Annotated in this window: 14 protein-coding genes and 1 pseudogene; 5 read left to right on the top strand and 10 right to left on the bottom strand. The window is 57.3% G+C overall.

Going from position 1 to position 15,067, the window contains the following annotated elements:
* Positions 1–45: 45 nt before the first annotated feature.
* The 7 genes and pseudogenes from PF049_14200 to PF049_14170 form a co-directional block, all read right to left on the bottom strand.
* Positions 46–489, bottom strand: coding sequence for a DUF6262 family protein (locus PF049_14200; GenBank protein ID WBY18027.1), 444 nt, complete (start codon positions 487–489; stop codon positions 46–48).
* Entirely contained in the window at positions 486–2,612 is a 2,127-nt protein-coding gene (locus PF049_14195; protein ID WBY18026.1) for a tyrosine-type recombinase/integrase, read from the bottom strand. Before PF049_14195 ends, PF049_14200 begins: the two co-directional genes overlap by 4 nt.
* Complete coding sequence (locus PF049_14190) at positions 2,609–3,814, bottom strand: tyrosine-type recombinase/integrase (protein ID WBY18025.1); 1,206 nt, start codon at positions 3,812–3,814, stop codon at positions 2,609–2,611. The genes PF049_14195 and PF049_14190 overlap by 4 nt, the downstream gene beginning before the upstream one ends.
* 100 nt (positions 3,815–3,914) lie before the next feature.
* Positions 3,915–4,229: a WGR domain-containing protein gene (locus tag PF049_14185; GenBank protein WBY18024.1), complete on the bottom strand. Its 315-nt coding sequence runs from the start codon at positions 4,227–4,229 to the stop codon at positions 3,915–3,917.
* Between the two features lie 81 nt (positions 4,230–4,310).
* A complete protein-coding gene (locus tag PF049_14180) occupies positions 4,311–4,580 on the bottom strand; it encodes an HU family DNA-binding protein (GenBank protein WBY18023.1) in 270 nt (89 codons plus the stop codon).
* Positions 4,581–5,387: 807 nt separating this feature from the next.
* A pseudogene (locus PF049_14175) lies at positions 5,388–5,994 on the bottom strand (SOS response-associated peptidase family protein).
* Positions 5,995–5,997: 3 nt separating this feature from the next.
* A complete protein-coding gene (locus tag PF049_14170) occupies positions 5,998–7,278 on the bottom strand; it encodes a Y-family DNA polymerase (protein WBY18022.1) in 1,281 nt (426 codons plus the stop codon).
* 270 nt (positions 7,279–7,548) lie between these two features.
* On the opposite strand from PF049_14170, the gene PF049_14165 reads away from it, so the two are divergent.
* A complete protein-coding gene (locus tag PF049_14165; GenBank protein WBY18021.1) occupies positions 7,549–8,214 on the top strand; it encodes a hypothetical protein in 666 nt (221 codons plus the stop codon).
* Between the two features lie 31 nt (positions 8,215–8,245).
* Here the strand turns inward: PF049_14165 and PF049_14160 are convergent, their stop codons facing one another.
* Both PF049_14160 and PF049_14155 read right to left on the bottom strand, forming a co-directional pair.
* The gene (locus tag PF049_14160) at positions 8,246–8,488 is read right to left on the bottom strand and encodes a hypothetical protein (GenBank protein WBY18020.1); all 243 of its coding nucleotides are present in this window, start codon (positions 8,486–8,488) and stop codon (positions 8,246–8,248) included.
* A gap of 117 nt (positions 8,489–8,605) precedes the next feature.
* The gene (locus tag PF049_14155) at positions 8,606–9,016 is read right to left on the bottom strand and encodes a hypothetical protein (GenBank protein ID WBY18019.1); all 411 of its coding nucleotides are present in this window, start codon (positions 9,014–9,016) and stop codon (positions 8,606–8,608) included.
* Positions 9,017–9,156: 140 nt separating this feature from the next.
* On the opposite strand from PF049_14155, the gene PF049_14150 reads away from it, so the two are divergent.
* From PF049_14150 to PF049_14135, 4 genes are all read left to right on the top strand, one after another.
* The gene (locus PF049_14150) at positions 9,157–9,390 is read left to right on the top strand and encodes a hypothetical protein (GenBank protein ID WBY18018.1); all 234 of its coding nucleotides are present in this window, start codon (positions 9,157–9,159) and stop codon (positions 9,388–9,390) included.
* A 211-nt stretch (positions 9,391–9,601) separates the two neighbouring features.
* Positions 9,602–11,365 carry a Mu transposase C-terminal domain-containing protein gene (locus tag PF049_14145; protein WBY18017.1) on the top strand — a complete coding sequence of 588 codons (1,764 nt, stop codon included), beginning with the start codon at positions 9,602–9,604 and terminating at the stop codon, positions 11,363–11,365.
* On the top strand, positions 11,362–12,288 hold the full coding sequence (locus tag PF049_14140; GenBank protein ID WBY18016.1) for a TniB family NTP-binding protein: 927 nt from the start codon (positions 11,362–11,364) through the stop codon (positions 12,286–12,288). Before PF049_14145 ends, PF049_14140 begins: the two co-directional genes overlap by 4 nt.
* Complete coding sequence (locus PF049_14135; GenBank protein WBY18015.1) at positions 12,285–13,262, top strand: TniQ family protein; 978 nt, start codon at positions 12,285–12,287, stop codon at positions 13,260–13,262. The genes PF049_14140 and PF049_14135 overlap by 4 nt, the downstream gene beginning before the upstream one ends.
* On the opposite strand, the gene PF049_14130 is transcribed toward PF049_14135, so the two are convergent.
* Complete coding sequence (locus PF049_14130; protein ID WBY18014.1) at positions 13,259–15,055, bottom strand: hypothetical protein; 1,797 nt, start codon at positions 15,053–15,055, stop codon at positions 13,259–13,261. The two genes, PF049_14135 and PF049_14130, sit on opposite strands and share 4 nt — an antisense overlap.
* Positions 15,056–15,067 lie beyond the last annotated feature (12 nt).

Raw genomic sequence — 15,067 nt, 5'->3', positions numbered from 1 at the left:
TCTCTTTCTGGCTAGAAAATGATGTCTGAAACGCAAACGCGTCGCCTAAGGAGAAACTGGCGGGCGACACATCGCTCTCTCATACAATTGGCGCCAGTGTTCAGCCTTCCCGCGCTCTTTCTCCGCTTGGCGATCAGCCGTTGATTTTTCCAACCTTGTTTTTTTGATTTCATGTTCAAGGCGCTCGATTTTGTTGCGTAGCGCAGCTTCGATATGCCGATACTCGTCACTTGTTCTGGCCGGTACCTTTTGCCCTTCGACAAGTCCTGTGTTAGTTCGCGTTTGGTCGCGAACGCGTCCGATCTCTTGAGCAAAATTGTTGTAGAGATACTGCCTGCTAACATTGGCTTCGCGCGCAACAGAAACAAACGTAATTGGCTGTTTCGTTTCGCTTAAGCGAAGAATGGCATCTTCCACTAACGCTCGCTTTTCCTCGCTTCTCTTTTCGCGAGCCTCGGCGAGTTTGGCGATCCGAGTCTGATCGCTCATAGAAGCTGCTCTTGCAAAGGAACCGCTGGCTTGAATTTGATGACACTACCTTGGTACTCACCATCCTGCTCGATGGAACGAATGATGTTGTCTGTACTTTGAGCTGCATCCTTGTTCCGCTGAATCCGTTTGCGAGTGATCTCAGCCATTCGCGTCTGTCCTTGTTCCTCGAATTCTTTAGCTTCGTGCTCGAGGCCTTCGATCGCACTGTAGAGACTTGAACGTTCGCATCTGAAATGATCGACGTCGTCGCTGTCAGCCCTGAAGAATTTACAGCTGAGGCATGCGTGAGCTTTGTCACACCATTCGCCGAGTTGGCCGGGGAGGGTGCATGCACCTCCGCACACACGGGTGGCGACCATCGTTTCTTTCCGCACCAATAGGTCGCCGATTGCAGTGTCGACCCTGCTTTCGATGGTGTAGAATTTCCCGCCACCCTTATGGAGAAGCGCCTTCTTCTTGAGGTCCAGTCGGCGATTCACGTACATCGTGGCCATGTCCGGCGAGGCATGTCCAAGCTCGAACATGATGCTGAGTATGTCGTGCCCCTCGGCGGCCATTTGGGTTCCTCGATGGTGCCGGAGAGGATGCCAAGTAAAATCAAACGGTCGGCCTTCATCATCGACGATGCTATGCTTCAAGCAGAGCTTCTTCAGTTCCTGCAAAGTCCAATGGTGCCCGAGAAACGATTCCATCTTCCCGTAGAATGTCGGGAAAAGGTATTTCGTATCTCCGCCATGCTTCTGCCTCACCCGCTCTCGCTGAGCTTCAATCATCTCGATGAGGGCTTTGTGGGCGGGGTCAGTTTTTAGAAGAGGCTTCGTGTTCCACTTACTGACATTGTTTTGCCAGAATGTCAGCAGCATAAACCTGCTGTCATGCGGATCCTCTTCTAGACAGTCGAAAAGAATGGCGTGAAGATCTTCAGCACGCGCACCAGTCGATATGCCAAGCATGAATACCGCGGGGATGGGCGCGGGCAGTTCATCCAACAGCTGAACCATAGTGCTTAGCGCTTCTGGAGGAGCGGCCCTATTTGCTCCCTCGCGTGAGGCATAAAGCCGGTTCCGAGGGTCATCTGGCGCTTGCTTGTATTTGATCTTCTTCGTTGCGCGAGGATCTAGCGAGATTGGCTTCCATTGCTCTGGGAGAAGGGTGGGGGCCCTCTTCAAGAGTTGTACGATATCAGTGTACCAATTCTTGCCCGCGGATCCCCTTCTGTTCCCCCATGCAACATATCGTTCCATCAACTCTTCAGTGACTTTGTCAGGTGATTTTACGCCTTCCTCGGCCAGAAAGGACGCAAAGAGATGCAATCGCGATCGCATCCCTGAGACGGTCCTTGAGGCGAGTTCGCCATGTTCGATTTTGTCGAGAATGAAACTTCTCATTAGCGGCCGCAGCCAGGCCTCGAAATCTAGAAAGCTGACATATGCATCGCTTCGACGTTGCCGGTCACGGAAACGTGTGTCTTCTTCGCTGTACAAGTGGTTTAGAAGTATAATATCTTGATTGGCCACCGGAACCATGAGGGCACGGTTGATAATAAGGATCTTATGAACCTCGCCGATCAATTGAATTTCCGGCGCTCGATATTCTCCCACAACAGTTTGCCCATCGCGAATGTACTCACGTGTTTGGGTCCGCCTTCGATTGGGATACCTTTCACCATACCAATCGGTGAATGCAGTCAGGATATCTTCGTTATGTTGAACGGATTTGCTAGCATCGCCTGCTGCGCGAGGTTGGAATAGTGGATGGGGTATGTCTGAAAGACTAGCTGCGCCTGCGCTCGCGAGGAGCTGATGTCCGCGCTCTGTCAGAAACTGAATTACAGGGATCCTGCGGCGAAACCAAGCAGGCTCCGCCTTTCGATTGTCGAGTACTACGGAGATAAGGTAGGTTTTTATCTCGGCAGTCAGAATAGGGCTTTCGCTATTTAGCCTGAGCGTCGCATAGGTCTCACTTAGCCAACTCTCGCCGACTGCCTCGTTTAGAAGGTCGTTTGACCAAGTATCGTGAGCTGAAAGCAAGGGGGAGATTGCCTTGAGATTTTCCTCAAGCCAAAGTTTGTAGCGTTCAGTATCGTCTGGCGTTCCGCCAACAATTGCTAGCGAGTTCACGCCCACCGAATATCCTTTCCTACAAGTTCTGCATCGCGTAGTTGTTCAATCCTTTCCTGCACTTTTTCAGGACCCGTTAGATAGAGTTTTCGGATCTCGGACGAGAATAGGTGCTGATAGAATTGAGCGGTCGTTTGAGGGTCTACGTGCCCAAGTCGATCCGCCACTTCCAAAATACTATAGCCATCTGCTATCGCTTCAGAAGCATGACTATGTCGAAACATGTGCCAATGAAATGAAATGTTTTTCCTCTTCATAAGAAGGGACTTCAATTTCTGAACATATGACAAGCTCATTGCATCTCCCAAGCGCCCTTTCTTGACGTTCGCGAATACATATTCCGACCCGCCTTCAAACGCGGGCTCGTATTCCTCGCTTGTTAGGTAATCGATATACATGTTGAGGACATAATCATGCACTGGGACGCCGCGTGTTTGACGGGATTTCGCGCGCGCACTGTTGGTGTTGTCGTCCCGCGGTATGATCCAAATCACTTTTTCGGAGAGGTCTATGTCGCCGATGCGAAGGCCGAGCGCTTCACCAATACGCATCCCGGTATTGTACAAAAGCACGATTAGAAAGGCGTCACGAATCAGCCTGCTAGCCTCAATGAGCTTGAGGACCTCTTCAGGGCTCAAGCTCTTTGCCAGGACCCGTTTACGGACTTTACCCAAGTCGCCAGAACTATAGCGGTCTTTCTTTCTGACATGCCGCCTTACATTGATATGCTCCAAGAAACCTTTGCGTGTCCGATCCCCATCGTAAGTTTTTGAAACTTCGCGAGTGGCTATCTCAAAGCCATCAGATCCGAAAAGAAACCGGTAGAAGGACTTGATGGCGAGGTGAATCTGGTTGCGGGTCGAGGGGGACAGCTTCTCTGCGCCCATGGTGTTCAGTTGAATGAGCTTCGGGCTCGGCAGGTCTCCCTTTCGGCTTGAGCTACGCCAAGCTAAGAATCGGTCATAGAGTGCAACTGTAGGATGATGCAGGCTTGCATCGTTGACCCCGAGGTAATTGGCAAAATCGACCACGTGCCGGAGGTATGCGGTTGTGGTGTTAGGTGAAGCGTTGGTTTCCTCCAGGTGAATGATCCATTGCCTTATGCTGTCGACAACGTCACCTTCCACATCCAGTACGGTCCATGTCCGTTCGCCATTTGGCATCACGATCCGGGCAGCTCGAACGGGCGTGAGAATTAGCATACTGGACACTGGTGCCAGTATCGATCGAAGTTGGAGCATTGTCTAATGATTTCTGATACCTAGTGGACACAGTGGACATAGACACCAGTGGTACTGGTATTTACATAATTCTTATTATCATTCTGAGAAGATAGATTGTGGATACGTGCCTGTGGCCGATAAGCGGTGCCGATCCGATCCGTTGCCGTGTTGCGTTTGGCACTCTTCGCACCAGAAGGATGGCTTCCTCCTCGGAAGGCGCGGATAATCGTTTGCCTTGTCCCCGGCGGCCGGCGCGCCCCCAGCTTAGCTCGATGATCTGCTCGCCGAATAGGTCCGAACTGCGCTCGATCTGATAGCGACGATCGCAGTTACGTGCGGGGTCGATCGCGTAAAGATGAATGGAGGACCGTGCGGCAAGGTCGGTCAGCGGCATGGAACCGGCAATGACCAATCTCGCCGATCACGCAAAATACATATTCTGAATCACTCCAATATTAGTAATCCAGCCATGCGATCACATCTTGTCCTTCAGACCCTTTGCAGCCTTAAACGACACGGCCCGAGACGCCTTGATCTGCATCTTCTCACCGGTCGAGGGATTACGTCCTTCGCGCGCGGGGCGATCCTTTACCGTGAACTTTCCGAATTGGGGGATCGCTACGTCCTCCCCTTTCGCAGCGGCATCTCCGATCGCGTTGAAGATGCTGATTGCGATGTCCTTCGCCTTGCCCTCCGAGACATCGGTTTCTTTCGCCACGGTCTTAACCAAGTCGCCCATATTCATACCGTAATCTCATCGTTGACTGGCATGAACATAGCTCTCACCGTAGGAATGGCAAACGCGGGACTTCATTAGTTTGGCGGGGAAGATCGAAGGAAATCACGATGGGATTTGTCGCGGCCGCCGCGTTCATCTGTACACCGATCGCAGTTTGGGACGGTGACGGCCCAATTTGGTGCGAGGAAGGTCCGAAGATCCGCATCTCATCGATAGCGGCGCGCGAGATCGATGGCACCTGCCGGCCGCATCATCCATGTCCTCGGGCCTCGGGAGAGGCTTCAAGAGATGCCCTGGTCGAGTTGCTCGGACGCCGGACAGGGCGATGGAAAAGCGGTCACATTACGATTGCCGCCCCACCCATGCGCTGTCGCAATGAAGGCCGAAGCTATGATCGCGTGGTTGCATCCTGCACCCTCGCGGACGGTCGCGACCTCGGTCGGGCCATGCTTGCGACCGGTACCGTTCTACCCTGGGACTGATCTTCTTGCTGAGCGACTGTCACATCACCTTCAGCAACTCGAGCCCGGCCTGATCGAAATACTGCTCGAACTCTCGGCGCGGTATCGGGACCCCGTCCTTGAATTTGGCCGGTTCGCACCTCGTCGCCGCTTGGCTCTCTGTCCTGTTCGCCCCGTCGATGCGCGGCCGAGAAAAGGGAGTCTCCTTAATAAAAGACCGAACGCACCAGAGCGCGGCTCATTGGGTGCGTTCGAAACATGCTTCACGACCAGTCTTCCATTAAGCAAACTGGTTTCGCAATGCTTTCGAATTGTTCGTTATTTTCGAGTTACTTCGGTTGACCTAGCAGTCTCATCCGGATCGCCTGTTCCACAACTGATCGGTTCGCTCGATCACCAGGGCACCCTCATATCCGCGGCAAAGTGCTTTCGCTTCGTCCTGCGATCCGGTTTGCCAGACAGCCCGCTGCTCGCCGTTCAGAATGACGGGCATCCGATCATGAACGTCCGCTGCCTCGCCGGCGGCGTCGCATCACCATCGAGTAGCATTCGCCCCATTCCTCGCTTTCCCGCCAGATACCGGCAACCGCGAACAGCTCCGCATCGGGCAGGGATAGCCAGGTCCGCGTCATCTTGCCCTTCGGACCTTCCGCCTCGGCCCAAGCCGTCAGCGGGATGAGGCATCGCCGGTCCTGGAAACTGTAGCGCCACATATAGCTGTCGAGCTTGTCGGTGCGCGTGTTGTTGACGGGCTTTGGTTTGAGCGGCTCTCCGGTCTTCTTGCTCTTGAGAATCAGTGGAAAGCCCCAGACCATCGAGCGCAAGGTATCGCCCGCCACGACCATGCCGGGATAGCCCGGGTAGATCTCTTCTGCCGTATTGAGGGACGATGGCGCGCTGACCTCGAACAGTTTCGCCACTTCCGCTTGCGCTTTCGTCATCCGGTAGAGATTGCACATCGCCTAGCCCTTCGCTGCGACGATCGGCAGATCCTCGATCCGCGTCGTCCATGCCGGGGAAAGGTTCTCTGCGCGCATCTTCCACGGCCGCTTGAACCCTTGTGCCGCCGGCACGATCGTCATCTTTCCATAGCGCCCATTTACTGCATCGATCGCTTCCATCAACCGCTCGCGCTTGGCCCTGCCGTCTTCGTCCTCGAACAGCGTGCGCGGTCGCAGCGCAGCATCGTCCAGCTGCTCGAGCATCACACCCGCCTTGGTGAAGCCATAGCCGTCTCGCCAGCACCGCTCTACCGCCCGGCGCGCGGCCGAGATGAGCTCGAAGCTGTCGCTGGTCATGGGATGGAGCGTTACCGCCTTTCCCGCGCTATATTGCGGCCGCTCGGGCTTGAACCTGTTGGTGTGGAAGAATGCTGTCAGCCTGCCGGCGACCAGACCGTGCTGGCGCAGCTTCTCGCCGGCGCGCATGGCGAACTGGGTCACGGCGCCCATCAGCTCGTGCTTGGTGGCGATCGGGCGGCCGAACGAGCGCGTCACCGCCATTCCCTTGCGCCGCGGCGCGATCACCTCGACCGCATCCGCCGGCACGCCGTTCAACTCCGCGACCAAGCGTTCCAGCACAACGGTGCCGATGCCCCTCGCCTGCTTCAACTGCATGTCCCGCAGCTGCCCCGCCGTCTCGATCCCCAGCGTCTGCAATGTCCGCGCTGTCGCCGATCCCACACCCCACACATCCGCGACTTCAAACCGATCCATGACGTAGCGACGAATATGTTCGTCGCTGAGGTCCGCCACACCGTCGAAGATCGGGTTCTTTTTCGCGGCCGCGTTGGCGAGCTTGGCAAGCGTCTTGGTCGGCCCGATGCCGACGCAGGTCGGGATCGTGGTCCACTGCAGGATGTTGGCGCGTAGCTTCTGGCAATGGTCGACGAGATCGAGATGCTCAAATCCTTGTAATGAAATAAAGTTTTCGTCGATCGAATATATCTCATAGTCGCGACAGTACGGTTCGGTGGCAGCGATTACCCGGCGCTGCATGTCTGCGTAGAGGGTATAATTGCTCGACCGGACCGCGATGCCGTGCTTCTCGATCAAGTCGCGAATCTTGAAGATTGGATCGCCCATCTTCACGCCCAAAGCCTTGGCTTCCGCTGAGCGGGCTATTGCATTGCCGTCGTTGTTGGAGCTGACGATGGTCGGGACGCCTCGAAGAGATAGATCCATGACGCGTTCCGCCGAAACATAGAAGGAATTACAATCACATAAGGCAATCGGCGCGCTCATCGGTATCGCCGTGCGAGGCCGACGACCACGCCCCAGATTTCGACGTCCTCATCGACGATCGTATGGGGATATCCTTCGGCTTCCGGCACGAGCCAGATGATAATTTCCTCAACATATGCGACTCACTTGGGTGTTTTTCACCCCGATATCGGCCCAGTTTTGAGACTGGGTGGCAATCCTTGCCTGCCCAAATTGGCGTGGACATAGTCGATGAGACTAGTTGACCACGTCCGCTTAACCTCCTCGCACAAAAGCGAAATTCCCGCTCGGGTGAGTGCGGAAACTGGCCTTTATCGCCTCCGAAAAACCGGGAAAAAGGTCGCGTTCCAGTCATCGATCGAGCGTGGATTCGTCCAACTGTGCGATTTCGCGAACGAGGTGAAGCACATCGCATGGGAGCCTTTCTCGATAGAGTTCACGGATCTCGTAGACGAACAGACGCGGACATACACTCCCGATTATCTCGTGGAGATCAATGATCGGGAAGGGCGTCGTTATCGCTACATTGTCGAGGTCAAGGAACGACGAGAGGCTGACCGCCTCGTGGAGGCAGGCGGTGCCTCGGTTCCCGGACGAGCCCATATCGCCATGATGCGCTGGTGCCGCGAGCAGACCGATTGCTCTTTTCTTCTAGCGACCGACGACACGATCGCCGCCAAAGGCTTGGCGAATGCAAAGGCGATCACCGACCGTGCCTCTTATGAGCCCGATGGCAATCTGGTCGATCTGATCCTGTCGGGCTGGCTCGGCGAATTTCCTGCGACACTGGGATCGACGATCTTCCACGGTGAGAGGTTCGGTTTTGCGAGAGGTGAGATCATCTCGACGGTGTTGCATCTGTGTGCAGCGGACAAGCTCTGGTTCGATATTGCCGACGAGTGGAGCGACGACACCATCTTGGACCTTGGGCCGCGCAGAAGGGTCTTCGTGCGCTGAGATCGAAGCAGCTCCTGACTAATGCAACAAGTTAGCCAGGGTCTTCGTCTGCCTTCGGTTCCATATGGAGCGCAAAAACCTTGGGAATCTCCTCCCAATGCTCCTGTATCGCTATCCCGCCTTCCTTGCGGATCTTCTTTGCTTTCGCGACGGCCGTCCGCCAGTTGCTCTTCGTACTCACGCGTCGCCCGTGCTTGAACTCGATGGCTCGGGCGTATTCGTCGATCGCGTCGAGCAGCGCAAAGTGATGCTCGGGTATTCCCTCGAAGATCATGTTCGGCAGCGCTGCGCGGTACCTTTCGCAGATTGTGGTCCACGAAACCGTGTCGCCAATATCGTCGCACCAAGCGAGCATGAAGACGATCGTCTGGAGAGTGTCGAGCGACGTTGCCTAAAGCAAATAGTCTAACACGGCTTCGAGCTTCACATGGGGGTCGATCTCGCTTCGATCTGCTCCGTAACCGAGCGCCAGAAGTAGCGTACGATACGGGTCAGGCAGCTGCCTGATCGTGTGCCGAAGCGCTCCATCCGGGAGGTCTCGCCGTATAAGAATCTGTGCCATGGGATCGCGCAGCATCGCGGCCGTTCCCGGAAAGCGCGTCTCCAGACGATCGAGAACGGACCCCTCAACGTCGGCCCGGATGCGGCGTTCGCCTTTGCGATAATGCCGAAGACTATCCTTGCTGCAGTTGAGATCGGTCTTGATCCACTCGGCATCCTCTGGTGTCGCGCGGAAATCGACGCAGGCCATGACCCATTTGGTCAGGGTCCATTCGGTTCGCGCCTTCTTCGTGTTCCCCATCGCTTTCCGATTCGCGGCCAAGTCAAGCGACGATTTTGGCCCGATAAACGTCGCTTGGACAAGCGTAGCGCCCGTGACATGCACGCCAATCGGCGAATATCCGGCTTAAAAAAAGGAACAGCGATACTATGGCGTCGAAGGTGTCCGGGACCCAGCTGGCAGATGCACTGCTCGATGGATCGGGTCCGTTTCTGACGGGCACAGCGCTCTGGAAGGCGTTGGGATTTCCCAGCGCGGCCGCGTTTCGCAAAGCCAAGGCGCGCGGAGGTGTGGGCGTGCGCGTCTTCAAACTTCCGGGCCGGAGCGGAACATTCGCTTTTACAGAGGACGTGGCCGAATGGCTGCGCGCGATCGATAAGGAGGTGTCTATCTAGGAAACGAGTGCCTGAAGTCTAAATTCACCAAGCACGAAACGGAAAAAGCCTGGCTCCGAAGAACCAGGCCTTTTCGGGATACGAGATCCCTCAACACTTTCGTTGTCTCCGAAAAGCCGCCCCAAGTCAAGCGCGAACGCTCGCGTCTGGCGAGGATGCCGCGCGGCTTTCCGGTTCGTGCTCCAATTTCTCAAAGATGGAGTACGTACAAATGTCCAATACCAAGAAGAACGTCGTTTCGACGGCGGCCAGCATCAACACGGTTGCGCGCCAGGGTGCCGGTCAGAAGCTCTCGCTTGACGATATCAGCGAGGCCGACTGGAAGCAGATCCGCTTCGAGGCCTGCGTTATCGATACCTTCCGCAATGGCGAGCGCACCCGCGAAAACGCCGAGAAGGCTGCCGGCATGCTCGGTTGGTCGCCGGCCAAGTTTTACCGCAAGCTCACGGATTACGAGGCGGCAGGGCACGCTATGGCGCTGTTCAAGCCTCCGGCCAAGCGGATCTGGCATTCCAAGCTCGATCCGGCGGTTGAGGAGGTTGCCGAAACCGAGCTCAAGAAGTTCCTGAGGCAGAAGCGCTATAAGGGTCAGCCGGTCACGGTCTATATCGAGAACGTCCAGAAGGCGTGCACCAAAGCCGGTCTCGAGGCTCCCTCCGAGCGGACGATCCGGCGGCGGTGGGAGGCGCTCGACGAGCGGGTGCGCTATGCTCATAAGCACGGCGCTCAGGCTGCTGCCGACAAGTACGATCGCAACAAGGGTTCGACCCCGCCTTGCACCTATCCGCTCGATCGGATCCAGATCGATCATACCTATGCCGATCTGCATGTCATTTCGGAGGAACTCTGGATTTCGCTCGGCAGGCCGACCTTCACGATGGTGGTGGACGAGTTCTCGCGCGTTCCGCTCGGCATCCATGTGACATTCGGCTACCCGAGAGTCGAGGAACTCGCCGAGGCGATGGCAATCGCGTGCCTTCCCAAGGACGGTTGGCTTCAGGCCATGGGGATTCTCGGGTTGGACTGGCCCTGGTACGGCATCCCGTCGGCCGTTTTCGTCGATCGCGGCTGCGATTTTACCTCGAAGTCGTTTCATCGCGGGTGCGAGAAGTGGCGCATCGACCTGTCGCACCGTTCGCAGCCGCATCATGGCGGCGTCATCGAGCGGCTCATTGGAACGGCGATGAAGGAGACCCGCAAGCTGCCGGGCAATACCCTTTTCAGCAAGACGCGGCGGGAGAAGGACCGGATCGATCCAACCAAGACCGCGGAACTGACGCTCAAGCAGTATCTGGAAGCGATGGTCCGGTTCTTCGTGTGCGAGTATCCCCATCGCGTCCATCCCGCTTTGGCAATGACGCCGGCCGAGAAGTGGAATCTCGGCGTCGCGCAGTACGGCGATCCCCGGAGGGTTGACGATCCGCAGGGCTTCTACCTCGATTTTCTCAAGACCGAGCGGCGCAAGCTGGAGAAATATGGGCTGCGGGTAAGCTATTGCAGCTACACTGCGCGCGAGCTGCAGCCTCTCCTGAACGTGGCCAAGGGCACCTTCTTCAACGTCAAGCGCGATCCTTCCGATGTGAGCCGCGCCTTCGTCGAGGACCCGCGTAACGGGCGCTACATCGAACTCCGCGATGCTTTGACCGAGGGCAAGGAGATTACCGTTGCCGAGTGGGAAAAGGCGCGCGCCTCACTCAAGGCTAAGCTCAAGAAGCGTGGCCAGGTCACGGCAACGGGCATTCTCGGTCTGATCGAGAAGGAGCGTGCGGAGGCCAGGCGCCGCCGCAAGGTCGCCAAACCGACGTCCAAGCTCGAGCGGGCCAAGCAGCGCAAGGTCGCGCAGCAGGCTGAGAAGCGCGGGCGTGGCCAGCACCGGTTGCCCGCTCCTGAAGCATCGCCGCTTCCCCCGGCGCCGGTCGTGAAAATCGACCCCGCCACCATCACCATTCTTCCCAGTTCCGGAGCCGTAAAATGACCCAGACCAACACCACCACACCGATCGACGAACTGCGCCTTGAGGATGCAGCGACCCGGCTCGCTTTCCTCAACGAGCCGCTGACCATCCACCATCCGCGCATGATGGAGCTTGAGGAGCGCCTTGCGGCGATCCTCAACATGCCCGAGCCGTACGAACACAGCATTGCTGTGTTCGGGCGCAGCTTCAACGGCAAGAGCACGATCTCGAAACACTTCGCCTCGCTGCATCCGATCCAGACAAATATTCTCGGCGATGCCGATCGTGCTGATGTGGTTCGGATTTCGATGCCGGGCGAAGCTTCGGTGCGCGAGTTCGCCATCCGGATCCTGCGCTATGTCGGCGAGCCCTTCAACCTCAGGTGGTCGACGTCGCATCTGACCTCAATGGCCTATGCGGTTTTAAGGGCGATGCAAACCAAGCTGCTTATCATCGACGAGTTCCAGGACCTCGCCAACGGTACCTCGCGCAATCGCGAGGCGCTCAAGAACATGATCAAGTCGATCGGTGAGGATACCGGGTGCGGCGTCGCGTTGTTCGGTACACCGGCAGGCATCGATATCTTGAACGACGACCCGCAATTGCAGCGCCGGTTCGAGCAGCTCGTCCTGCCGCCGTGGGAACGTGGGGATGAGGCCAATGTGCTCATACATAACCTCGAAGTACGGCTGCCGCTGCGCAAGGTTTCGCACATCGTCGCCGATCCTGCGCTCGTCGAGACAATCCTTGAGATGGGGGATCATGTCATCGGCCATATTCGCCGCGTCATGCTGCTTGCGGCTCGCACGGCGATCCAGACGGGCCGCGAGGTGATTGACGCCAAAACGCTTGAGGCGATGGAATGGGTGCCGCTGTCCGAGCGCAGCGAAGACGTCGTGAACCGTCTTCAGCTAAAGGCGGACAAGGAATGGGAGCCAGCGTGAGCTATTGGCATATCCGTCCTCGCCCTCTGCCTCGGGAATCGATCACCTCATGGTTGATCCGCATTGCCGAGGTGAAGGGCACCAAGCACCATTCGCTGATGAAGGAACTCGTGCCCGGGCTCGAGTTCTGGACCAGGGATGGCGACCTTGTCGCACCGCCAGAGCTTTTCGAAGCTCTGGCGGTGAAGACGGGAGTAACGCTCGAACGGGCGAGGCGTACTTCTCTCGGCGCATATGAGGGCGTGCTGGCCGAGAGCATTTCGGGCGCTAACCAATCCTTCATGATCGTTCCGCTCGGCGTGCGCCACCGTATTCGGAAGGCGCACGGCCAGGCTTTCTGCCCGCACTGTCTGGCCGAAGAGACGGCCTATCTTCCATTGACCTGGCGCTTGCGGCTGTTTCCAACGTGTACACGGCACGGGCGGGTGTTGCTGGATGGATGCCCCGGCTGCGGTGCGCCCTACCAGCCCCATAGAGGCGGCATGCGACATTGCGACGGCTGCGGTCTTGCTCTAACGACACCCGAAGCGCCGACCGCTGATCCAAACGTTCTCACACTCCAGGCGCATAATGAGGCGGTGCTCGACGGGCGGGCTGTTGCCTGGCCGTATCTGCACGGCACACATCCGGTCGCCTTCTTCGCCATGCAGCTGGCGCTTTTCCGAGCGATCGTATCGCGAGGTTGGGGCAGCCGCGTCCGAGATGCTTTGCAGCCGTCGATCGGCAAACTTGAACTGGAGTATAGGGCGAAAACACCCAGCATTCGGTCGATGACCACTAGTTCGGCGCATGATGCGATGCGCGGCGTGGAGCGTTTACTTAGAGGATGGCCGTTCGGGCTTGTCGGCCTGTGCGGTGAAGCGCGTGCATGGGCGAGCTGGATCGTGCCGGAAGAAACGGGCATGCAAACACCATTCGCTCTCCGAGACGCGCTCGACACCTATCTACGACCTGGCTCTTCGAATGCGCGCTAGAAGTTGCGCTCGGGCGAAAGCAGCAGTTCGGCTCGTGCGGGAATGATTTGAGATAGCGTCTTGGCGTCCCACACCGTCTTTTTGTGCACGACCGTGTCGATAGCGGTGTCGAGGAAATCGGCGCGCGGAAAAGTACCTGACACATCGCCCCCGCGCCGCCGCCCGACACGCTCGCAGACGCTGCGAAGAGCGCGGCCAAGGAAACTGAGACCGTCGTCTCGGTCGCGCTGCGCGACAAGTCCCATGGCGAAGGCTTCCTTCGCATCGTTTCTCATGATTTCGATGGCCCAGACGGTGCCGTGGTCGAAGGCGAGCGGGAAAGCGGCGGCGAAGCGATCGAGACCCTTGCTATTGGGAGCCGCGAAACCGCCCCAGGCAGATGGGAGCCGATAGAGGACTTCCTCGCCGCGCCCCGTCGCGAAATCAGGCAGGCTTGAGGCCGAGCGATGATTCTCCATGTAATAACCTGCGAGATAGAACTCGCGCAAAAGAAGCGGCATCTCGTCGAGCCTGATGATCAGCGGCTCGAGACCAGGGTCGTCACTCGGCGCGAGAAATCTTGTCGATACGCTGGGTCGTTCGAAGACGACCGTTTCCACAGGACCGCTCTTGAGTTGCGGAACGGTGCCACCGGGCTCGGGCGGGGTGGACGATGCAAGCGGGCTGACAAAGTCGGGCCGGGTGCTTTCCTTGGTGGTCGCCGAGCTCCGGCTAGGGCTCTCGCCGGTCCCGACCGTCTCCCGGTCGAAGCGCAAATTGAGCTTGGCGAACTCAGGGAACAGCCGTCCGAAGTCGCCATCCATCCGGTCGAGGCGGACGGTGCGTTTGTCCGCCGGATAGCGTTTTACCTTGGTGGTCGATGCGACCCGCAGCTGCTCTTTTTCCTTCTCGGTCCTCAGCTGCTCTATCAATTCGATTTGTTCGTCAGCCAGCGTGTTTCGAATGCGCACGACGATGTCCTTGAAGGCGGGTTTACGATGATCGGCGACGATCCGGTCGCAATAGTCGACCACCCTGTCGCCATCCGCCGACGCAATCGAGATGGGTTCGGTCTCGATTGTACAATCCATCGGATCCTGAAAGGTGAGCGCCCGAGAAGTCTCGACGGGTTCTCCGCGCAAGGCTGAGCCCAAGCGCCTGAAGAAAAAGCGGACGTAATCGGCAAGATCCGGATTGGTGAGCAGAAGGGCGATCTGCAGCGTTGCTGTGGCGTTCTGAAACGGACGAAGCGGTGTGATGACGTAAGTGCCGTTCGTGTCGATGCCGGTCTCGGATTCGTCGACGAACATGCTTGCAAGGCTTTTTTGCGATGTGATCGATCTGAGCGAGAGCGTATCGAGAAGGAAGCTAACCCCGGAACAGATGAAGCGGAATTGCTCCCCGTGAGCAAATCCAAGCGGGCGCTCATCGGCAATTTGATCGATGAAGACCTTTTCTGTCTGCCGGAGGGTCAGGTCGTACGGACCGCGTAGTTTCTTCGCCTTTATCCGCGTATGACGCTCGAAATTCCAAGTCTCAAACTGATCGCCCAAGACAACTGCCTTGCGAGTTCGTCTGCGACCGCGATTGCGCACTATCGCCGCGTTGTTCTGCCCGAAGACCGAGCCTACCGGGAACATGGCAAAATCCGAAAGCGGAACGTGTAGCGTCGTCTCTAAGTCGCCCGCGGCAGTGATGGTGCGAATTGCGCAGCTGGCTTCGGTAAGGTTCTCGAATGTTGGCGAGGCACGGAAGTTCTTATGGGAGGCCAGATAATGGATTCCGGGTTCACGTTCGAGTTGGATGAAGCTCATGCGACATAGGCT

This window comes from Erythrobacteraceae bacterium WH01K (genome assembly GCA_027941995.1).
Lineage (GTDB): Bacteria > Pseudomonadota > Alphaproteobacteria > Sphingomonadales > Sphingomonadaceae > CAJXSN01.
The sequence above is the reverse complement of the archived record's forward strand: the minus strand, read 5'-3'. Positions and strand labels throughout refer to the sequence as shown.